General features: G+C 33.0%; 20 protein-coding genes. 11 read left to right on the plus strand and 9 right to left on the minus strand.

What is annotated here, in order from left to right:
- Positions 1–1,554: T9SS type A sorting domain-containing protein (locus OS191_RS00290; protein ID WP_267153708.1), on the plus strand; the 1,554-nt coding region annotated here is incomplete at its 5' end.
- Positions 1,555–1,612: 58 nt separating this feature from the next.
- Here OS191_RS00290 and OS191_RS00295 read toward each other — a convergent pair.
- Positions 1,613–3,346: a M14 family metallopeptidase gene (locus OS191_RS00295; protein ID WP_267153709.1), complete on the minus strand. Its 1,734-nt coding sequence runs from the start codon at positions 3,344–3,346 to the stop codon at positions 1,613–1,615.
- 100 nt (positions 3,347–3,446) lie between these two features.
- On the opposite strand from OS191_RS00295, the gene OS191_RS00300 reads away from it, so the two are divergent.
- Complete coding sequence (locus OS191_RS00300; protein ID WP_267153710.1) at positions 3,447–5,069, plus strand: SulP family inorganic anion transporter; 1,623 nt, start codon at positions 3,447–3,449, stop codon at positions 5,067–5,069.
- A gap of 89 nt (positions 5,070–5,158) precedes the next feature.
- Here OS191_RS00300 and coaD read toward each other — a convergent pair whose 3' ends face one another.
- Together coaD and OS191_RS00310 are read right to left on the minus strand one after the other, a co-directional pair.
- The gene (coaD, locus tag OS191_RS00305) at positions 5,159–5,614 is read right to left on the minus strand and encodes a pantetheine-phosphate adenylyltransferase (protein ID WP_267153711.1); all 456 of its coding nucleotides are present in this window, start codon (positions 5,612–5,614) and stop codon (positions 5,159–5,161) included.
- A 90-nt stretch (positions 5,615–5,704) separates the two neighbouring features.
- Positions 5,705–6,679: a D-alanine--D-alanine ligase gene (locus OS191_RS00310; protein ID WP_267153712.1), complete on the minus strand. Its 975-nt coding sequence runs from the start codon at positions 6,677–6,679 to the stop codon at positions 5,705–5,707.
- A gap of 105 nt (positions 6,680–6,784) precedes the next feature.
- Here OS191_RS00310 and OS191_RS00315 point away from each other — a divergent pair, with 105 nt between their 5' ends.
- The 6 genes from OS191_RS00315 to OS191_RS00340 all read left to right on the plus strand — a co-directional run bounded on the left by OS191_RS00315 (position 6,785) and on the right by OS191_RS00340 (position 11,038).
- Positions 6,785–7,348: a PASTA domain-containing protein gene (locus OS191_RS00315; RefSeq protein WP_267153713.1), complete on the plus strand. Its 564-nt coding sequence runs from the start codon at positions 6,785–6,787 to the stop codon at positions 7,346–7,348.
- 2 nt (positions 7,349–7,350) lie between these two features.
- Positions 7,351–8,388, plus strand: coding sequence for an RluA family pseudouridine synthase (locus OS191_RS00320; protein WP_267153714.1), 1,038 nt, complete (start codon positions 7,351–7,353; stop codon positions 8,386–8,388).
- A 97-nt stretch (positions 8,389–8,485) separates the two neighbouring features.
- A complete protein-coding gene (locus OS191_RS00325) occupies positions 8,486–9,121 on the plus strand; it encodes a hypothetical protein (RefSeq protein WP_267153715.1) in 636 nt (211 codons plus the stop codon).
- A 319-nt stretch (positions 9,122–9,440) separates the two neighbouring features.
- On the plus strand, positions 9,441–9,872 hold the full coding sequence (locus tag OS191_RS00330) for a hypothetical protein (protein WP_267153716.1): 432 nt from the start codon (positions 9,441–9,443) through the stop codon (positions 9,870–9,872).
- Positions 9,873–9,984: 112 nt separating this feature from the next.
- Positions 9,985–10,743, plus strand: a complete 759-nt coding sequence (gene yaaA / locus OS191_RS00335) for a peroxide stress protein YaaA (protein ID WP_267153717.1) — start codon at positions 9,985–9,987, stop codon at positions 10,741–10,743.
- A complete protein-coding gene (locus OS191_RS00340; RefSeq protein WP_267153718.1) occupies positions 10,700–11,038 on the plus strand; it encodes a hypothetical protein in 339 nt (112 codons plus the stop codon). The genes yaaA and OS191_RS00340 overlap by 44 nt, the downstream gene beginning before the upstream one ends.
- Here OS191_RS00340 and OS191_RS00345 read toward each other — a convergent pair.
- Positions 11,028–11,165 (minus strand): 30S ribosomal protein THX, encoded by a 138-nt coding sequence (locus OS191_RS00345; protein ID WP_267148033.1) that lies wholly within the window; start codon positions 11,163–11,165, stop codon positions 11,028–11,030. The genes OS191_RS00340 and OS191_RS00345 overlap by 11 nt on opposite strands.
- A gap of 64 nt (positions 11,166–11,229) precedes the next feature.
- Here OS191_RS00345 and OS191_RS00350 point away from each other — a divergent pair, with 64 nt between their 5' ends.
- Complete coding sequence (locus OS191_RS00350) at positions 11,230–11,988, plus strand: uracil-DNA glycosylase family protein (protein ID WP_267153719.1); 759 nt, start codon at positions 11,230–11,232, stop codon at positions 11,986–11,988.
- On the opposite strand, the gene OS191_RS00355 is transcribed toward OS191_RS00350, so the two are convergent.
- The 4 genes from OS191_RS00355 to OS191_RS00370 form a co-directional block, all read right to left on the minus strand.
- A complete protein-coding gene (locus tag OS191_RS00355; protein ID WP_267153720.1) occupies positions 11,985–13,820 on the minus strand; it encodes a Xaa-Pro dipeptidyl-peptidase in 1,836 nt (611 codons plus the stop codon). The two genes, OS191_RS00350 and OS191_RS00355, sit on opposite strands and share 4 nt — an antisense overlap.
- 58 nt (positions 13,821–13,878) lie before the next feature.
- Complete coding sequence (locus tag OS191_RS00360) at positions 13,879–14,232, minus strand: DoxX family protein (RefSeq protein WP_267153721.1); 354 nt, start codon at positions 14,230–14,232, stop codon at positions 13,879–13,881.
- On the minus strand, positions 14,225–15,205 hold the full coding sequence (locus OS191_RS00365; RefSeq protein WP_267153722.1) for a peptidase associated/transthyretin-like domain-containing protein: 981 nt from the start codon (positions 15,203–15,205) through the stop codon (positions 14,225–14,227). Before OS191_RS00365 ends, OS191_RS00360 begins: the two co-directional genes overlap by 8 nt.
- Before the next feature lie 166 nt (positions 15,206–15,371).
- Positions 15,372–16,613, minus strand: coding sequence for a DEAD/DEAH box helicase (locus tag OS191_RS00370; protein WP_267153723.1), 1,242 nt, complete (start codon positions 16,611–16,613; stop codon positions 15,372–15,374).
- Between the two features lie 346 nt (positions 16,614–16,959).
- On the opposite strand from OS191_RS00370, the gene OS191_RS00375 reads away from it, so the two are divergent.
- Positions 16,960–17,727 carry a hypothetical protein gene (locus tag OS191_RS00375; RefSeq protein WP_267153724.1) on the plus strand — a complete coding sequence of 256 codons (768 nt, stop codon included), beginning with the start codon at positions 16,960–16,962 and terminating at the stop codon, positions 17,725–17,727.
- 105 nt (positions 17,728–17,832) lie between these two features.
- On the opposite strand, the gene htpG is transcribed toward OS191_RS00375, so the two are convergent.
- The gene (gene htpG, locus OS191_RS00380; protein WP_267153725.1) at positions 17,833–19,743 is read right to left on the minus strand and encodes a molecular chaperone HtpG; all 1,911 of its coding nucleotides are present in this window, start codon (positions 19,741–19,743) and stop codon (positions 17,833–17,835) included.
- A 225-nt stretch (positions 19,744–19,968) separates the two neighbouring features.
- Here htpG and OS191_RS00385 point away from each other — a divergent pair, with 225 nt between their 5' ends.
- The gene (locus OS191_RS00385) at positions 19,969–21,537 is read left to right on the plus strand and encodes a GMC oxidoreductase (protein ID WP_267153726.1); all 1,569 of its coding nucleotides are present in this window, start codon (positions 19,969–19,971) and stop codon (positions 21,535–21,537) included.
- The last annotated feature ends 103 nt before the right edge of the window (positions 21,538–21,640 follow it).

The raw sequence follows: 21,640 nt of genomic DNA on the forward strand, positions 1-21,640 counted from the left end.
TACGGATTAATAACAGAAGGAGGAGGAGATATTTGTGCGTCTTTAGATGTTGCAGGAGCACCAATTATGGTGACCAGCTGTGAAGCTGATGCAGGAACACTTATGGCGGATGCAGATACTGCCTGTTTAATAAATGGAGCAGCTACAATCTCTGCAACAGCAAATAACGATTCTAATGTTCCAGAAGGATATGAAACAGTTTATGTGTTAACAGAAGGTTCCGGATTGGTAATAGTAAATGCAGGAGCAATACCAAGTTTTGAAGTAACAGAAGGAGGAGATTATACCATCCATAGTTTGGTATACAATCCAGAGACTTTAGATTTAGGAATAGTTGTACCAGGCGTAACTACCGGTTTTGATGTTTACGGATTAATAACAGAAGGAGGAGGAGATATTTGTGCGTCTTTAGACGTTGCAGGAGCACCAGTTTCAGTAGAAAATCCACATGCAGGAACATTGTCTGCAGATATGGATTCAGTGACTTTAGTTGACGGCCTTGCAACAGTATCAGCAACAGCAAATGGCGATGCTAATGTGCCGGAAGGTTACCAAACGGTTTTTGTTTTAACTCAAGGTTCAGGATTAGTTATCATGAATGCAGGAGCATCGCCTAATTTTGAAGTTAGCGAAGCAGGAGATTATACCATTCATAGTTTGGTTTATAATCCAGAGACCTTAGATTTAGGAATCGTTGTTCCAGGTGTCACTACCGGTTTTGATGTTTACGGATTAATAACAGAAGGAGGAGGAGATATTTGTGCATCTTTAGATGTTGCAGGAGCACCAATTATGGTTTCAGAAAGTGAAGAATGTACAGCTTATGCAGGAACGATGTACTCAAACAACCCAATTAATTGTTTAGTAAATGGAAGTGCAACTATAGAGGCTATGCAAAATCAAATAGCAAATATTCCTACTGGATACGAGCAGTTGTTTGTATTAACGGAAGCTTTTTCTTTGACCATTTTAAATGTATCTTCAACTCCAGAGTTTACAGTTAATGACAGAGGGTTCTATAGAATACACAGTTTAGTTTATAACCCAGAGACTTTAGACTTAAGTGTTGTAATTCCAGGAGAAACAACAGGCTTTGATGTGATTAACTTAATTGATAACAATGATATTTGCGCTTCTTTAGATGCGCATGGAGCTGTTAATCTAGTGTTAGGTTACAATTGGTTCTGTTATTTCTTTAATAACTACTATTATAAAGTTGGTGAAGAAAACACAAAACAGTTAAACACCTATGTGAAAAGTTATGATAACTTTAAGGCGTTTGAAAAGGAATTTATTTTAGAAAATTCTGAAATAAGTTTATATCCAAATCCAGTAGTAACTAACTTAAACGTGAAAATTCAAGTGTTTGATGATGAAAATATGTCATTCAGAATAAACGATATAAGTGGAAGACAAGTTATAAGTGGTTCAAACTTAAATTTAAATAATGGAGCTATTTCAATAGATACAAACATGTTAGCAAACGGTATGTATATTATTAGCTTTGAATCAAATTATAGAACACTTACTAAGAAAATAGTGGTTAACAAATAAATGAAAAAGAAAATTTGATTAACATAAAAGAGCCACTCAACTTGAGTGGCTCTTTTTATTAATTTAATCGATAAACAGGATACTGTAAATAAGCTTTTTCAGCATGTTGAGATCGCTCATACAACCAATTTAATTGCGCATACCAATTGGCTGCAAAATCTTTATCGCTTTCTTTTTTCTTTAAAAATTCAGCTTTCAATTCAACATTAGCTTCTAACATGTTTTTGGCTGTGTCTTCAAAAACATAAGGAGAAAATCCTTCTTTTTTTTGAAGAATAGTATCGAAAAAATTCCAGTTAAAAAAGGAGTCCGGAGCTTCAGGTTCTAAGGTTTCTAATAAATAGCGTTTAGCAAGTTGATTTGTTGTTACAAAATAATCTCCTTTTCTGAAAGTTATTTTTTCTTTTGAAGATGTCACACTTGTATTATAATGTTGATAATGACCTTCGTAAGCATTTTTTCTGGTTTCAAAAGCAGCTATTTTATAAGCTGAAACAGTAACACTTGTATCTTTTTCAAAACGAGTCATTGCTACTTTGTTTAGTTGAAGTAATTCAATAACATCGTGCCAGCCTTGTGGAATTATATAGGCTTTTGGAACCATTACTTCAACACTTGGTTTAAAAAATTTTTTATATTCAACTTCTTTGGTAAAGGGCTTGTTTCTATTGTATTTTAAACGTTGAGAGCCAGTAACATCGCTGGTTATCATTTCGCCTTCAAAGCCTTTAAAGTTTAAAGTAGTCGATTTCGTTTCGTCTATAATCCAATCTAAAGGATACTTTGTGTTTTCTTTAAAATTAGAAACAGAGCCTTCTCTTAGTAAAGCAATCTTGTCGTAATTATCTTCAATAACTTCAACCATACTTATCAATAGATCATAAGTGCCTTCTACTCGTTGTTTATACGGTTTTAGCATATGGGTTTCAACCATCATACCTAACACATTCCATAAAGCTGTGTAGCCTGTTGAGTACCTTGGGTAATCCATAAACTGACTAAAACCAATTTCTGGCACCTGATTAAATACATTGACATAAGGTGTAATATCCCAATCTTTTTTTGCTAGTTTTTTCTCTAATTCAGGCATCATTTCTTGGTCTAAAAACAAACCTAAATTGCCGTTTAGTTTATTGTGTTGCGTAAATAAATGGGTTAATGTATATTGGTAATCTGCACCATTACTAACATGATTATCTATAAACACATCGGGTTGTACCAAATGAAAAATTTCAGTAAAACTCTTAGCATTTTTGGTGTCACATTTTATAAAATCTCTGTTTAAATCGTAATTTCTGGCATTTCCTCTAAACCCATATTCTTTTGGACCATTTTGATTGGCTCTTGTTCCCGTATTTCTATTTAAGCTGCCACCAATATTATAAATAGGAATGGTGACTAAAACGGTGTTTTTTGGAGCTTTAATTTTGCCTTGAGCTAAATCTCGATATAGCATCATAGTCGCGTCAATACCATCTGTTTCGCCTGGATGGATGCCATTGTTGATTAATAAAATGCGTTTGCTTTTTCTTATTTCTGAAAAATTAAATTGCTTTTCAGGATTGTAAGTTATTAAGTGTAAGGGTTCTCCAGAATCAGTTTTGCCCATTTCTTGAATTGATATTTCAGGATAAACATGACTTAAATTTCTAAAATAACTTATGACTTCTTGATAGGTTTCAGTTTCAGTTCCTCCACTTTTTTCAAAATTTGTAACAAACTCATGAGAAGTCTGAGATACTAAAATATTGAAAGACAAATAAATAAGGAAAAAAGCAGCTGTTTTTTTCATAATAAATGGTTTTAAGTATAAAACTAATCAATTAAAAATAATATAGCCTTGTGTTTAACCATATTAAGTCTATTTTTGCACCTCCAAAAAAAACACTAAAATGACAGAATTTATAAGAAGACGAACAGCTAATGCTAAAAACGATATTCTATCTGGTTTAACTGTGGCACTAGCTTTGGTTCCAGAAGCTGTTGCTTTTGCCTTTGTTGCAGGTGTAGATCCATTAGTTGGTTTGTATGCAGCTTTTATGGTGGGTTTAATTACGTCTGTTTTTGGAGGACGGCCAGGAATGATTAGTGGAGCCACTGGTGCCTTAGCTGTTGTGATGGTGAGTTTGGTGGCTGAAGGAAATGCCATGGGAGCAGCTGGAGAACAACTTGGACTTTACTATCTGTTTGCAACCGTTATTTTAATGGGAATTATTCAAATGTTGGCTGGTGTTTTTAAACTTGGAAAGTTTGTAAGACTTATTCCACATCCAGTAATGATGGGGTTTGTTAACGGCTTAGCTATTGTAATTTTCTTATCGCAATTAGGGATGTTTATGACTGTGGAAAATGGTGAGGAAACATGGTTACAAGGAACAAAGTTATGGACTATGATTGGGCTTGTAGCTTTAACTATGGGAATTATGTTTGGATTACCAAAGCTGACCAAAAAATTACCCGAAGCATTAATCGCCATATTAGCAGTTTCAGCTATTGTTATTTTTGGAAATTTGGATGTAGCAACTGTTGGTAGTTTTATTCGTGATGGTGGAGGTGAAGGTCTTAAAGGAGGTTTGCCTGCTTTTCAAACAGATATTTTTAATAAAGTACCTTTTACCTGGGAAACCTTAAAATTTATTTTTCCTTATGCTTTAATTCTTGCCGCTATAGGTTTAATTGAATCCTTAATGACTTTAAATCTAATAGATGAATTAACCGAAACCAGAGGAAATACCAATCGGGAATGTTTGGCTCAAGGTGGAGCAAATATCGTCACTGGATTCTTTGGTGGTATGGGAGGTTGTGCCATGATTGGGCAATCTATTATCAATATAAAAGGAGGAGGAAGAACCAGACTTTCTGGTATTGTGGCAGCTCTAGCCTTATTAGGGTTTATCTTATTTGCTTCAGGATTGATTGAACAGGTGCCTATTGCAGCATTAGTAGGTGTCATGTTTATGGTTGTTATTGGAACCTTTGCTTGGTCTAGTTTTAGAGTGGCGAGAAAAATTCCTAAAACAGATTTATTTGTGCTTATTTTAGTATCTGGATTAACGGTTCTTTTCGATTTGGCTATTGCAGTTATAGCTGGTGTTATAGTAAGCGCTTTGGTGTTTGCTTGGGAAAATGCTAGACGTATACGTGCCAGAAAACGTATTAAAGAGGATGGCACCAAAGTTTATGAAATATGGGGACCACTATTTTTTGGCTCAATACAAGCTTTTAACGAAAAGTTTGATGCTAAAAACGATCCAGAAAAAGTTATTATCGATTTTGTGGAATCACGTGTGAGTGATCATTCTGCTTTGGAAGCTATATTTAATATTGTTGAAAAATATGAAGCCGAAGGAAAACATATCAAATTAAAACATTTAAGTGAAGACTGCAAAGCTTTGTTGTATAAGGCCAATCCAAAATTTAGAGAAGTTATAGTTGAAGATATAGACGATCCACGATATCATTTAGCTGCAAATCCTGAAGATTTTCCGAAGCCTCTTTCAGAGTATAAACTATAGTTTGTTTTCAGCCTCAGAAGTAGTCGATAAGATTTTTATTTTCGAATTGTAGGTATCGCTTTGCGTATTTGAGATAGAATTCAAGCCAATTATTTAGCTCTCACACTTTTCGGAACCAAAACGGTATAATCCCCATTGTTTCTTATCACATCGCGAACAATACTAGAGCTTATATACGAGGTGCTAGCCGCTGTTAATAAAAATACGGTTTCTATTTTAGAAAGTTCTCTGTTGGTGTGTGCAATGGCCTTTTCAAACTCAAAATCGGCTGGATTTCTTAAACCACGAAGAATAAACTTGGCATCAACTTCTTTACAGAAATCTATAGTCATACCTTTATAGGTGGCTACTTTTACTTTAGGTTCGTCTTTAAAAGCATCTTTTATAAATTTTTGACGTTCTTCAAGACTGAACATGTAATTTTTATCAGCATTAATACCTATCGCAATTATAACTTCATCAAAAAGTTGTACACCACGTTTTATAATGTCGAAATGGCCTAAAGTTAATGGATCGAAAGATCCTGGAAAAAGTGCTCGTTTCATCGAAAATTTATTTTCATTCCCATGCAGGTGGGAATCTCTAATCCCAAATATAACATTTATTTACAGAACACTGTGACTGCAAACTGCATACTAGTTTAGTGCTTCTTCAATTGCATTTTCAAATAGTTCAGCTAGACTAATGCCTGCAGCTGCAGCTTGTTGAGGTAATATACTCGCTTTGGTTAAGCCTGGAACCGTATTCACTTCCAATAAATGTGGTTCTCCATCTTTAAAAATATATTCACTTCTACTAAAACCTGTCATTTTTAAAATGTCATAGACTTTTTTGGCTAATTCGCTTACTTTATCAGCCATGTCATCACTAATTCTTGCAGGGGTAATTTCTTTAGACTCACCTAAATACTTCGCTTTATAATCAAAGAAATCGTTATCACTAACAATTTCAGTTATTGGTAAGACTTTGGTTTCACCTTTATATTTAATAACACCTACAGAAACCTCCGTACCATCTAAATAGGATTCAATAATTATCTCATCATCTTCTTTAAATGCAACCTCAATGGCATTTTGCATCTCTTCTATTTTATAGACTTTGGTAATCCCGAAACTACTTCCCGCTTTATTTGCTTTGACAAAACAAGGCAATCCAACTTTTTTAACTATGGTTTCCGAGTTTATTTCGTCTCCTAAGTTAACATAAAAACTTTCGGCAGTTTTTATTCCAAAGGGTTTTAAAACACTTAAACAATCGCGTTTGTTAAAAGTGAGTGCTGCCTGATACATATCGCAACTGGTTTGAGGAATGTTTAAAAGCTTAAAGTAAGCTTGCATAAAGCCATCTTCGCCAGGAGTTCCATGAATGGCATTAAAAACGCAATGAAAAGTTATTTTCTTATTGTTAACTGAGATAGAAAAATCGTTCTTGTCTACCGGGAATTCTTTGTTTTCATCATTGACATAAACCCATTTGTTTTCAAAAACGTGAATTCTATACGCTGTGTATTTATCGTTGTTAAGCGTTTCATAAACAACGTTTCCACTCTTCAATGAGATTTCGTATTCGCTAGAGAAACCTCCCATAATGATGGCAATATTCTTTTTCATATAAATAAGAAACGATGGAAAAAACCGTTAAGCTAAAATATCACAATAAAAGCAAAAGAAAAAACAGTTCTGTTTTTATATCTTTGCTATTCAAATAAATTTAAAATGAGTCTTATAAAATTTCTTAAAAGTAAAACATTTTTAAAACAAATTGTTTTGGCTTTTGTGGCCATTTTTGTTTTGTCGTTTATTATGTTAAAATGGTTAAAAGCTACGACCAATCATGGGGAATTTGAAACAGTCCCAGAATTAAAAGGAAAATCTATTCAAGTGGCTAATATGGAGTTAAATGAAAATAATTTAGTCATGGAAATTTTAGATTCTTCTAACTATAATCCAGATTATCCTAAGTTTTCAGTTATTGAACAAGACCCTAGTGCTGGTGAAAAAGTAAAAGAAAACCGAAAAATATATCTAACCCTTAATCCTTCAGGATATAGAAAAGTCTTGGTGCCTGAACTACAAGAACGCACGTTTAGACAAGCAAAACCTACACTCGAAGCTTTAGGCTTTGAAGTTGGAAAACTAACTTATATAGATAATATTGCAAAAGACATGGTTTTGGATATGAGTTTTCAAGGTGAAAAAATAAAACCGGGAGATATGCTTCCAAAAACGTCTAAGATCGATTTGGTTTTAGGTAATGGTACCAGACCAAATTCAGAATAAAAATGACAGATTATACTCCAGAACAGGAAAGTGACGATGAATTATATGAACACCATGCGTTTACTGCAGACAAGGGGCAGCAACCTCTTAGAATAGACAAATATTTAATGAATTTTATTGAAAACGCCACACGTAATAAAATTCAATCAGCTGCTAAAAATGGTAATATTTATGTGAATGATGTACAAGTAAAATCTAATTATAAAGTAAAACCTTTAGACGTAATTCGTGTACTTTTCGAGCATCCACCTTACGAGAATTTATTAACTCCAGAGAACATTCCTTTAGATATTGTGTATGAAGATGATGATTTATTGGTTGTTAATAAACAAGCAGGCATGGTGGTTCATCCAGGTCATGGAAATTATTCTGGAACCTTAATAAATGCATTGGTTTATCATTTCGATAATCTCCCTAATAATTCCAGTAATCGTCCAGGCTTAGTACATAGAATAGATAAAGATACCAGTGGACTCTTAGTAATTGCTAAAAACGAAGAAGCCATGACACATTTGGCTAAACAGTTTTTCAATAAAACCAGCGAACGCGAATACGTAGCTATTGTTTGGGGAAATATGGAGGAAGACGAAGGAACTGTTGAAGGGAATATTGGGCGTCATCCAAAAAATAGATTACAAAATACGGTCTTTTTTGGTGAAGATGAAGACAAAGGGAAACCAGCAGTCACACATTATAAAGTTATTGAACGCTTAGGATATGTCACGTTAATTTCTTGTAAGTTAGAAACTGGACGTACACACCAAATTCGTGTACATATGAAACATATTGGACATACCTTGTTTAATGACGAACGTTATGGTGGCGAAAAAATATTAAAAGGAACCACCTTTACCAAATACAAGCAGTTTGTAGATAATTGTTTTAAAGTCTTACCAAGACAAGCGCTTCATGCAAAAACATTAGGTTTTAAACACCCAAGAACCGGAGAATTTATGAGTTTCGATTCTGAAATCCCTGAAGATATGCAGCAATGTATTGACAAATGGAGACATTATGTGAAGCATCAGGAAATGGAGTAAGTTTTTATATATTTCAACAATAATTAAACATAAAAAAAAGTTGAAAATTTTTAGAAAAGTTGGTTATATATATATTGCAATAACTTAAACCTACAAGATGATAAAAAACAACCTTTTCTACTTAGCACTATTAATTTCTTTAATAACAAATTTAAGTTGTAGTAAAGATGATGACTCAGCTGAGCAAGTCATTGAACAACCTGTTGATAATTTTTATATAGAGAGTTATCAATCAATTTATGCACAATACAATATCTATTTTTTTCCAAACCTAGCGTTTAGTGGTAGGATTTCATTTGAGTACGATGAACACAATAGAATAACAAAAAGACATGGAGATATATTACATATGAGCTCAAACGGAGTTGTAGGTGGATATCTTGACGACTCATTATATATCGATTTAACTTATGCTAACAATAAAGTATATCTTGAAAAAAAAGCTTCTCCATTTATAGATTATCAAACTCCTGAAAATGAAACCATAATAGAGTTAGACGAAAATAGTAAAATGATTCTCAAAACAGCGTTTCAAGAATATTTTAGCTTTACAAAAAGAGACACCACAAATTACACCTATAATGATGGGAAGTTAAGGTCATTTATTAAAACGACATATAGAGTATCAAGCAATGGCGATTGGATGGTTCGTTATTTTGATGAATCAAATCTGCATTATACCAATGATAATTTAGATAGTATTGTAACCATTTTTCTAAAAAAGAAAATTTAGTACCCTATACAATACTTTTAAAGAAAGAAACCGAGCATTTCAGTGGTTACGATACTGCTGAAAATCCATTTAGAAAACTTCAAATTTTTGAGGAAACATTCAATAGATCCTTATCTAAAAATAATTTTACAGAATATAGAGAAACTTCTAATAGGTACAATTATCCGAATGATGATTATTCTCAAGTACCAATTTTATACCCAACCCAAGAAGAAGCTTATCAAACTTGGAATTTGGCATACGATGAAAATGGCGAATGGATTTACGACCAATTTTAAAACTAAATTTTATTTTCTATACTTATTAAACCCTAAATCTTATGAAAACTTCCATTAAATTAATGACTATAATTGCCATATCATGCTTCACGATGCTACAAATTTCATGTAAAAGTGATGATGACAGTATTGTAGATGAATGTGAAGGTGTTACTTGTTCACCTGATATTTATATCCCTATCATTTTAATAATTGATGGGAACCAGAACCCAGTTGCTTTAGACTCTTATGAAGTGATTAATATTGCAACAGGAGATGTTCTAACTACGCCAATTCCACCAGCCATATTTGAACAATATCAGCAATCAGGTGAGTATCCATTGAAAACAGGTAATCTAGAATTACACCAAGAAAAAGATCTTTTATTTAAAGGGTTCATTAATGATATGGAAGTTATTAGAAGTAGTTATAAAGTTATAATGGGTTGTTGTGGTATAGGATTAGTCTCTGGAGATGTCATATTAGTACTTTAATAAAGGGTTACTTTTACCGTAACAAATCAAATATTTTTAGCTTCATTATAACATTTTGAATTCGTTATTTTATAGTTTTATCCGTAACTTTGAATAGCAAATTTGAAGACCTATGAAGCTTGTATTATCACCAGCAAAATCACTCGATTTTGAATCTAAATTGCCAACCACAAAATCTTCTGAATCTCAGTTTTTATCAGATTCTGAACGCATCCAAAAAGTGCTAAAAAAGAAATCGGCCAAGAGTTTATCGAAACTCATGAATATTTCAGATAATTTAGCCCATTTAAATTACGAGCGCAATCAAGATTGGCAACTACCTTTTACAAAAGAGAATGCCCGGCCAGCCATTTACACTTTTAATGGAGATGTATACAGAGGCTTAGATGTCTACTCTTTAGATGTTAAGAAATTAGATAAACTTCAAGATACGGTTAGAATTCTTTCAGGACTTTATGGTGTTTTAAAGCCCTTAGATTTAATGCAAGCTTACAGATTAGAAATGGGAACAAAACTTCCTGTTGGGAAAAATAAAAACCTTTATGAATTCTGGAAAAAGAAAGTTACCAAAGCCTTAAACGACGAATTGGAAGACAACGAGCTTTTTTTAAACTTAGCTAGTAACGAATATTTTAAAGCCATAGATACTAAAACTTTAAAAGTTCCAGTTATTGACATCGATTTTAAAGAGCTTAAAAATGGCGAATATAAAACCATTGGTATTTACGCTAAATTGGCAAGAGGATTAATGACACGTTATATTATTGAAAACAATGCCAAAACATTAGACGACATTAAAGGTTTTAATTTAGAAAATTATAGATTTCATGGACAACTATCCAAAGAAAACACTTTGGTCTTTACAAGATAATAAACGTACAGAAGACCAAAGAAATGCTTTTAAACCAACAGGTAAAAAGCCAAAAAATAAAACACCTCAGTATATTTTGGTGTCACTTTTAGTGCTATTTGTTGTGAGTTTTTTATTGCTTCAAATGTATCAAGAAGCTTTAGAAACCTGTATTACAGATACGTTTTGCATTAACTCTAAAGAGGATGTCTTGTTGTACACCCTCTATGTTTTTGCAAATATTTGTATTGTAGTTTTAGCTATTGTTGGCGCTTATGCCTTTGGTAGAAAAATGGCCAGAGAATTTAAGATTTAGGTTTCACTTTTTTATTAGGATCTAATTTATCCTCAAGACGTGGACGTTTTTTTATACGTGGACGTCTAACCCCATAAGAGCCTCTTTGAATTTTTCCTTTTTTGGTTTTTTTATCTCCTTTTCCCATGGTTTTTATATCTTTTGTAAGAACAGATAAAATACAAAAAATAAGCTTATAAATCAACAGATATATGTTCAAACATCTCCATCCTTACAAACCCTTTATTCCTGAGCATGCTACAAAATTAATTGTTGGTACGTTGCCACCTCCAAGGTTTACTATAGGAGATTTAAAGCCTGCAGATGTGGATTTTTGTTATGGAAGTAGCGACGGACAATTATGGAAAATTCTAGATGAATTGTTTGATCTGAATTTAAAATATGAAACCACAGAGGAAGCCATTCAGCAACGAAAACAATTCCTAATTGAGAGAGGTATTGGCATTTGCGATATGGTTGAAAGTGCCGAACGTGAGAAAATGGATGCTTCAGATTTAGGAATGCAAAATGTTGTTTATAGAGATTTAATTGGGTACTTAAAAGAATTTACAAATATAGATACCTTATTGTTTACAGGTGGAAATAGTAAAAATGGACCTGAATATTTTTTCAGAAGACATCTCAAAGAATATCATTTAAAATTGGAATTGGTTTCTAATGAGGTTCCAAGAATTCATCAATTTGAGTTATGTTATTCTGAGCCTTTCGACTTAGCTCAAGACAGGCTAAGTGAAGAAACTAAGACAAGTAATTGTAATGATGAGAATCCTCAATCGCAAAACTCATATCGGGAAGACAAAAGAATCATTAAAACCGTTTCACTAACTGCGCCTTCGGGTGCTGCCAACAGAGCGGTTGGAAGTATGCCTTTATACAAACAACTCAAACAAAAAAATCCAAAGTTTAATACCTTGGATTTTAGAGTGATGCAATATCGTGAGTTTTTTTAATTCTTTTTAAAGGCCTTTTCTATAGCTTTCTCGCCACCAACAATCGGTAAACTTAAAGATGTTTTATCTAAGTCTATGGTTAACTCTGTTCCTGGTTTTGGAAGTATCGTGTATTGATTGTCACTGGAAAAAATCATCAAACCTATTTGTTGTCCTTTAGGGATTATTTGATCGTCTGGTTGTAAATCGAAAGTCATACTATAGAATTTTCCTGGTTTTAAAGGTTCGCTTTCAGTCAAGGATTTATAGTTTTGAGGATCTGCCCAACCACGTGTAATAATATTATCTGTAATTTTTGCATCTTTTTCCCCATTCCATGGTAAAGACACCAACCAAACCGATAAGTTTGCTGCCGGTTTACTACTTGCAATATTTACTGTTATTTTTGCCAATCCAGAAATATGAACATCTTCAGATAAAGTTGGTGTTACATACAGTAAACGGTTTTTAGAGCTTTCGGCTTGAGCTAAATCCTCTCCAGAAATATTATGGTCGTCCACTAAAGTTTCTTTGCCTTGATTTTTAGATTTCTTATTAATTAGTACTCCGGTTTTTAAACCCTCTTTTTGAAGATGTAAAGTAACTGACGAAGCATCCGGATTTGGATATTCTTTATACGCTGTAGGTTCTTGTGGATTATCATTTTCTCTTACAATCCAAGCCTTAGCATCATTCTCTACACCATTATCAATACCATGCAAATAATGAGTAAACCATCTATTCATCATAGTTATTGGAGGTGGACCACCATGTCCGTTTTGGTGATAAAAAATTTGCGACGGAATACCTTGTTTTTTGGCAGCTTCGTAAATTCTATAACTGTGTTCGGGCATTACATTCCAATCGTTAAAACCATGAGCCATTAAAAGCGCGGCTTTCATTGGTTCCATATCATTTAGATAATCCCGGCCAGCCCAAAAATCGTTGTAATCTCCAGTAATTCTATCCAAACCATTTTTCATTTCAGTATTTCTTACAACTCGGTTGCTATAAGCGCGTTTGGATTCGTCTCCACTATGGATAAAATCGTATAATACATCAATATCTTCACCTAAATATCCTCCTGGCGATCTAACTAGACCATTCGATCTATAATAATGATAATAAGAGGTGTTTGGAGCAATAGGAATAATGGCTTCCAGCCCTTCAACTCCTGTAGTAGCAGCAGCTAGGGGTAGTGTTCCGTTATATGAAGTTCCTGTCATTCCTACTTTTCCGGTAGACCAATAGGCTTTAACTTCTTCGTTGCCATCTCTTTCAGTATAACCTTTTGCGCGACCGCATAACCAGTCGATTACAGCTTTTGGAGCTAGAGACTCGTTGTCGCCTCCAACCGTAGGAGAACCATCTGAAAGTCCTGTTCCTGGGGATGAGGAGTGAACCACGATATAGCCTCGGGGCACCCATTTTAAAATGTGTGAATTTGAAATGACAGGTCTTTCTCCCATGCGTTTAACTTCAACATGAGTACGTTCTTTAGCCGCTTCACCAAGCTCATGCTTGACATCCCAAAACAGGCCATCTTCATTTCTAGCTACGCCAGCAAAATAAGGACTGGTTACATAAATAACAGGAAGTTTTAAATCTTCAGAATCTGTTTGTGGTGGTCTGGTTACAGAGACATGCATTCGGTCTAATTTATCGTCACCATCTGTATCGAATTCGGTTTCAACCCATAAATCGTGTCTTATCCAAGCTTTAGGTTCGCTAAATTCTGGTACTATTTGAGCTTCACCATTTTCAAAAAATGGAACTGCTTTTTCTTGCGAAAAGGAAATTGTCACGCAAAAAAGAAATAGGAAACTGAGTAAAATTCTGAGATAAGTTTTCATGAGTATATGCTATTATTTGATGCTTACGAAGTTCGTTTTTTTTAGACTTAAAAACAAACTACAGATAATAATATGCCCAAGCCATTAGAACAAATTGAAGAGGTAGACGCAAAATTAAAATTGTTTTAGGAATTCCTGCACCTGCTTTTTCACTGGAAAGCATGTAGAAATGAACCAATAAGAATACAGTTAACATAGCTATAACCCCATAAACTGCAAGATCTCTAGTTTGATTAAAAAGTAATCCGAAACCTAAAACAATTTCAGCAATTCCACTTAATAAAACCAGAAATTTATGGTTTGGTAAATATTTTGGCATGATGCGCATATACATTTTAGGTTTTATAAAATGCATGATTCCAGCAAACACATAAATAGCTGCCATGAGGTATAAATGCCAGGGATTATTCATCTTTATATACTTTAAATGTTATTCCCATCCCGTAATTGTTTAAACCAGCTTTCAATAAACTAGAATCCTTAATATTACCTTTTTTAAATTGAATCCATTGGTTTCCTTGAACAAATACCCTTTTTATAAAGGTATTGTTCCCTGAAATTTCGTCAGTAAAAGGAAGGAGGGGTCTAAAGTTGGTTGGAATTCTTACCGTTTGTCCTCTACTTTTTATTTCCTTATATTTTTTATTTGGCAATAGTTTTCCAGCCTTATCTGTATAACCTAAGACTTGAAGAGAAACAAACAAACCAGACTCTGGAATGTAAATATCATAAGCGGAAATGTCTAGAGTAAAAGCATCCCCATCTTTTTCTGTTGCTCTAAATACAATGTTTTGATAGCTTAAAGGTTTTCCTGGAAGACCATTATCATTATAATAAATATTCACCTTAAATAAAGTTGAAAACGGCTTTTTCTCAGCATTCGATTTATGTCTTTTTTTCCAATCTACAGATTCTAAAGCAATGGGAAAATGAATTTCCGAAAGCTGCTTCAATTTAGCATCTGGGTTTTTAAAATACACAGCTATTTCAGATTCTATTGTTGGAAGCCAACATTTGTAATAATCATCATCCAAGTAGGGTTCAATACTTTCTTCTTTGTACTTTCTATCCAATTTAGCGCGAACAGTAACTTCATCTAATTGATCGACATGAGGTGTCAGTTCAAGGGTACTTTGTAAATTTTTAGTAGAAATATTCAAATCTTTAAATCCCAAAGCAGATATAAAAAGTGAGTCGATATCCGGATATATCTTACTTGTAAAATGAAATTGTCCTTCATCGTCTGCAAAAACGCCCTGTCCATCTCCAAAGGAAATAGTAGCATAAGACACTGGATATTTTGTTTGAGAATCTATAATCTTTGTTTGAGAAAAACCTAAAACTGAATAAAATAGAAACACAATTAAGATTACTTGTTTATGCATAAATTTAAAGAAACTAATAAAAATGAACTTTAAAGATAAAGATTCTAACACAAAATGAATTGTTTAAAAGATTAAAATACTCTAAAATTGAATGTCTGTGTTAAGAGGTTTATTCCTTATTGAAATAAATAGTTCTAAATAAAATGATTTGATAGTTTGGTATAAATTAATACCAGCGTTTTTTCTTCTTTTTGGAAGCTGCACTCTTCCTTCCTTTTTTATGTTTGCTTCCTGTTTGTTTAGATTTATGAATAATTGCTTTTGCTGCAGGATCTAAAGGATATGGGTGGTTTTCTTCAATAGGAATTTGAACTTGTAGTAATTGTTGAATGCTTTGTACATAGGTCTTTTCGTCTGCTCCACAGAAAGAGTAAGACATTCCAGAGTTTCCGGCACGTCCTGTTCTACCAATTCTATGAACATAGGTTTCCGGAATATTTGGTAAATCGAAATTAATTACAGCATCTAATTCGTTAATATCTATACCTCGGGCAGCTACATCTGTAGCAATAAGAATATTAACTTGTCCGCTTTTAAACTTTTTTAAAGCTGCTTGTCTATCGGTTTGAGATTTGTCGCCATGAAGCGTTTCCACCTGATAACCATTCTTTATTAAAGTTTTTTCTAATTTATCAACTCCAAATTTAGTGCGTCTAAAAATTAAAATACTCCCTTTTATTTCGTTTCTTAATAGATGTAAACACAGTTCAATTTTATTGCGTTTTGGTACATAATATAAAACTTGCCCTATGTTATTTGAACCAGATAAAGCTGCAGAAACTTCTATGCGTTCTGGACTTTTTAATATAGTATTAGCTAATTGTTCCACTTTAAAAGGCATGGTTGCAGAAAACAATAAAATTTGTTTTTTTTCAGGACATAAGCTAACTATATGTTTAACATCGTCTATAAACCCCATGTCTAGCATTAAATCTGCTTCGTCTAAAACCAATATTTCTACCTGATCAAGATTAATAACTTCTTGTTTTTGTAAATCAATTAAACGCCCAGGAGTTGCTACTAAAATATCGACACCTTTAGTTAAAACATCTATTTGTGGTTCTACAGGAGCTCCTCCAAAAATAACTGTGGTTCTTAAATTGGTGTGTCTTCCATAAGCTTTAAAGTTATTTCCAATTTGTAAGGCTAATTCTCTGGTAGGACTTACTATTAAAGCTTTTATGGTTTTCCCTCTTTTTACTGCATCTTGGTTTTTAGAAAGCAATTGCAAAATTGGCAAAGCAAAAGCAGCAGTTTTTCCAGTACCAGTTTGTGCTGAGGTAATAACATCTTTTTTTGCTAAAACAAAAGGAATGGTTTTCTGCTGAACTTGAGTAGGCGTTTTATAGCCTTGCTCTTCAATAGCTTTTAAAAGAGGATTGATAAGTTGTAAGTCTTTAAATGACATGCTGATATATTTCCAACAAAGATAGTTGAATTTTAAAGGAATTAATTTGTGAAAGAGACATTTTCGTTTTATTCGATAATCCTGATAAAATATATGATTTTTACGCTTGAATATTAATTTAGTTGCTTTGATAAATAAATCCTTGCTCTCGGACAATGATATAGCTGTTTCGTCCCTTAGCACTTGATATACTACTCTTCAATAACATACCTTTAAACATCTCCAAAGTCTGATCCTTATCTTAAATGGGTTTGTTGAAAACCATTTATTATATCATTATCACTTATTTCAATAATCATTTGCAATCGTTGCAAATACAGCTATTAATCAATTAAATTTAATTATTATGTTAAAAAAATGTATCACATCATTAATGATGTTAGTCATGGTCTTAGGAGTTTCATTTCAAACAAACGCACAAGACAAAAAAGATTATACCATGTGGGAGAATGTTATGCTAACTCCAGATTATACCAATCTTAAAGTGTTTGGTGAAAATATGAGAAAGCACAATGAGACCTACCATAAGGAAGGTCCTTACAAATCCACAGTTTACAATATTACAACTGGACCTAATTCCGGAAGTATGATTTGGCAAATGGGACCAATGATGTTTAAGCACAACGATTCTAGGCCAAAAGGAGCTCACGACATCGATTGGAGAGACAATGTTATGCCTTATGTAAAAAAAATAGAGACTGTAGAATATTGGACTCAAGATGAAGATTTATCGAATACAAGTATGCTTGCAGGAGAAAGTGTTAAGTATCCTATCTTGTTTGTGAGAGTTATGGAAATTGATAATGATCATCAATATCTAATGAATGACTTTTTCAAGAAAGTAAGTGAAACCATAAAGTCTCTACCAGGAGATAACCCTTGGGGATTATATTATAATGAGTTTATACAAGGAGACCTTGGACGACACGTAGCTTCAGTTAATTTTAGTAAAAACTGGACAGAGTTTGATGTAGAAGGACCGAGTTTTATTGAAGCTTATGAAAAAATAAACGGAAAAAACACGATTCAAAACTTAATGGACACAAGAGACAGTCTGTTTAAAGATACTTTTGATGAAATTTGGGAGTATAATAAGGAATTGAGTGGCGATTAAAAAAACCAATAATCAATTAACTTTATTAAAAAAAAACCACCTTGTTTTGCAAGGTGGTTTTGTATTTATCTATATTGAGATTACTTAATCATTTAGCTTCAATGATTATTTTATCATCTCGTAACTGCGTTTAATAAACTCGCTTAATTCTTTCCCTTTAAGCAATCCTTGAGACAATCTGGCTAAATCTAAACTTTGCGTAATTAAACGTTCTTGTTTCTTTTTAGTTTTAGTAGCTAAAATGTCACTTACTAAATCAGAATTTGTGTTTACAACCAAGTTGTACATGTCTGGCATGTTACCCATTCCAAACATTCCCCCACCGCCAGTTTGTTGCATTTCTTTCATTCTACGCATAAACTCCGGTTGGGTAATCATAAACGGAGTAGAAGAACTATCCATAGTTTCTAATTGTACAGAGAACTTTTCAGCAGGAATTACTTCTTTTAAAAGTGTTTCTAGCTCTGTTTTTTGCTCGTCTGTTAATTTAGAAATCTTAGTGTCTTCTTTCTTAATTAAATTATCTACGTGATCTGCATCTACTCTGGCAAACGTAATATTCTCTTTAGTAGACTCTAATTTCTGCATTAAATGACTAATAATTGGAGAATCTAATAATAAAACTTCGTAACCTTTAGCCTTAGCAGCTTCTATATAACTGTGTTGAGAATCTTCATTTGAAGCATAAAGAAGTACTAATTTTCCATCTTTATCTGTTTGATTGGCTTTTACTTTATTGAAAAGCTCCTCATAGGTATAATAGGTTCCATCAACTGTCGGATATAAAGCAAAAGCATCTGCTTTTTCAAAGAATTTATCTTCTGAAAGCATACCATACTCAATCACTATTTTTATATCATTCCATTTTGCTTCAAAATCTTCTCTATTTTCATTAAATAAAGATTTTAATTTGTCTGCAACTTTTCTCGTGATATAAGATGAAATCTTTTTAACAGCACCATCAGCTTGTAAATAAGAACGAGATACGTTTAGTGGAATGTCTGGCGAATCAATAACACCACGTAACATGGTTAAAAATTCTGGAACAATTCCTTCTACGTTATCTGTAACATATACCTGATTTTGGTATAATTGAATTTTGTCTTTCTGAAGATTTAAATCGTTTGTCATTTTTGGAAAATACAAGATTCCTGTTAAATTAAACGGATAATCAACATTTAAATGAATGTGAAATAAAGGCTCTTCAAATTGCATTGGATACAATTCTCTGTAGAAATTTTTATAATCTTTGTCTTCTAAATCTGCTGGTTGTTTGGTCCAAGCAGGATTTGGATTGTTAATGATATTATCTACAGTAATTTGTTTATGCGGCTCTGTAGTTTCCTTGCCGTCTTTGTCTTTAGTTGTTTTAGGTGTAAAATCTGGATCGTTTACTTCTTTAGTTCCAAATTTAATTGGAATAGGCATAAATTTGTTATACTTAATAAGCAATTCGTTAATTCTAGCCTCTTCTAAAAACTCTGTAGAATCTTCAGCTATATGAAGAATGATTTCTGTTCCTCTATCCGTTTTATCATGAGCTTCTAAAGTAAACTCAGGACTTCCGTCACATGTCCAATGCGCTGCCGGTTCATCTTTAAAAGATTTGGTTATAATTTCTACTTTTTCTGCAACCATAAAAGCTGAGTAAAAACCAAGACCAAAATGACCGATAATTCCAGAGTCTTTTCCAGAATCTTTATATTTATCTAGAAATTCTTCTGCGCCAGAAAATGCAATCTGGTTGATGTATTTTTCAACTTCATCAGCTGTCATTCCTAAACCTTGATCGATTATATGAAGTTTTTTACCTTCTTTATCGATTTTAATTTCAATTTTCGGATTACCATATTCAACCGAAGCTTCGCCAATACTTGTTAAATGTTTCAGCTTTAAAGTGGCATCTGTAGCGTTACTAATTAACTCACGTAAAAAGATTTCGTGATCGCTATACAGGAATTTTTTAATTAATGGGAAGATATTTTCTACCGAAACATTAATATTTCCTTTTGTCATAATTTAATTTATTTATCATTCCTTCCAAGAAAGGAATCTTATTAATAATATGTTTATTTCTAATGATTTTACTAAGTCAACAAAAATGCCAAGTGTTAAAAAGTGACAAACTGACACGATGATTAACGATTGGCAATTTTAGATTGTTAATTTTTCGATTTCTTATTCTCACATCTAAAAGAGGTAGAGGTATTATTGTATATTTAGTTTTTAAAATATTCCAATGTGAAATTAGATTACGATTATGTTATTATAGGAAGTGGTTTTGGAGGGTCTGTATCTGCTTTAAGACTTTCTGAAAAAGGTTATAAAGTCCTAGTTATTGAAAAGGGAAAATGGTTTCAAGACAAAGATTTTCCGAAAACAAATTGGAACCTGAAAAAATGGCTTTGGGAGCCAAAAGCACATCTACACGGGTTTTTTAAAATGACTTTTTTAAATCACGTTACGGTACTCTCTGGTGTTGGTGTTGGAGGAGGCTCTTTGATTTATGCCAATACTTTGCCAGTTCCTAAAAAGGATTTTTTTAACACTGGAAGTTGGGCTAATCTAAATGATTGGGAAAACGAATTAAAGCCTTTTTACAATACGGCATATAAAATGCTGGGAGCAGCCACAAATCCGAAATTATATGAATCTGATTTACTGATAAAAGATTTAGCTAAAGATATTGGAAAAGAAGCTCATTTTGAAGCAACTAAAGTGGCCGTATATTTTGGAGAAGCTGGTAAGAAAGTGGCAGATCCTTATTTTAATGGAAAAGGTCCGGATAGAACAGGCTGCGTATTTTGTGGTGCTTGTATGACGGGGTGTAGATATAATGCTAAAAATACCTTGGACAAGAACTATTTGTATTTAGCACAACAATTAGGTGCTGAAATTATTGCAGAAAAAGAAGTTTTTAATGTCTCTGTTTTAAAAAGTAAAGATGGTTCAGAAGGTTATAAAATAGATTATAAATCCAGTATTGGTGAAAAGAATAAAACAAGTATTACAACCAAAGGTGTTATTTTTTCTGGAGGCGTAATGGGAACGGTCCCTTTATTATTGAAGTTAAAAGAAACTACTTTGCCTAACTTGTCTGCTGCTGTTGGAAAAAACATCCGTACCAATAATGAATCCTTGTTATTAATAACTTCCACAGATAAGAACCCGAAAGATTACTCCAAAGGGATTGCCATAGGTTCTATTTTACATACAGATAAAAACAGTCATTTGGAGCCAGTCAGGTATGGTGAAGGTTCGAGTTTTTCTAAAGCTTTAACCATGCCAACAATTCATAATAAATTTGTGATTTTTAGATTATTTGGAATTATAGGTCTGTTTTTTAAACAGCCAACACGTTTTTTTAAAACTATCTTTTCAAAAAAATATGCTCAGAGAACAACCATTCTTTTGTTTATGCAAACTTTGGATAGTACGTTACAGATAAAATTAGGCAAGTTTACCAAAATGAAAACGGTTAAAGAATCTGGGCCAAAGCCAAATGCATTTATTCCTGAAGCCATGGAGTTAGGGGAAAAAGTAGGAAAAAAGGTGAATGGGATTCCGTATGCAAACTTTACAGATGCTTTGTTAGGAACACCCACAACAGCTCATATTTTGGGTGGAGCCGTTATGGCTGAAGATGATTCAAAAGGAGTGATTGATAAACATAATAAGGTGTTTGGTTATAAAAATATGTTGGTCTGCGATGGCTCGATGATTTCTGCAAATCCAGGTGTAAACCCATCTTTATCTATTACAGCAATTTCTGAACATGCCATGAGTAAAATAGAAGTAAAAAAAGGATAGTAAAATAAAATGTTTCATTGATATCGTCGAATCTTTGAATTCAGAATGAAGCGATGAATTTTTAAAATTTAAAATTGTCATTCCTTCGAAAGAAGGAATCTTA

It is taken from the genome of Xanthomarina sp. F2636L (genome assembly GCF_026410195.1).
Taxonomy (GTDB): Bacteria; Bacteroidota; Bacteroidia; order Flavobacteriales; family Flavobacteriaceae; genus Xanthomarina.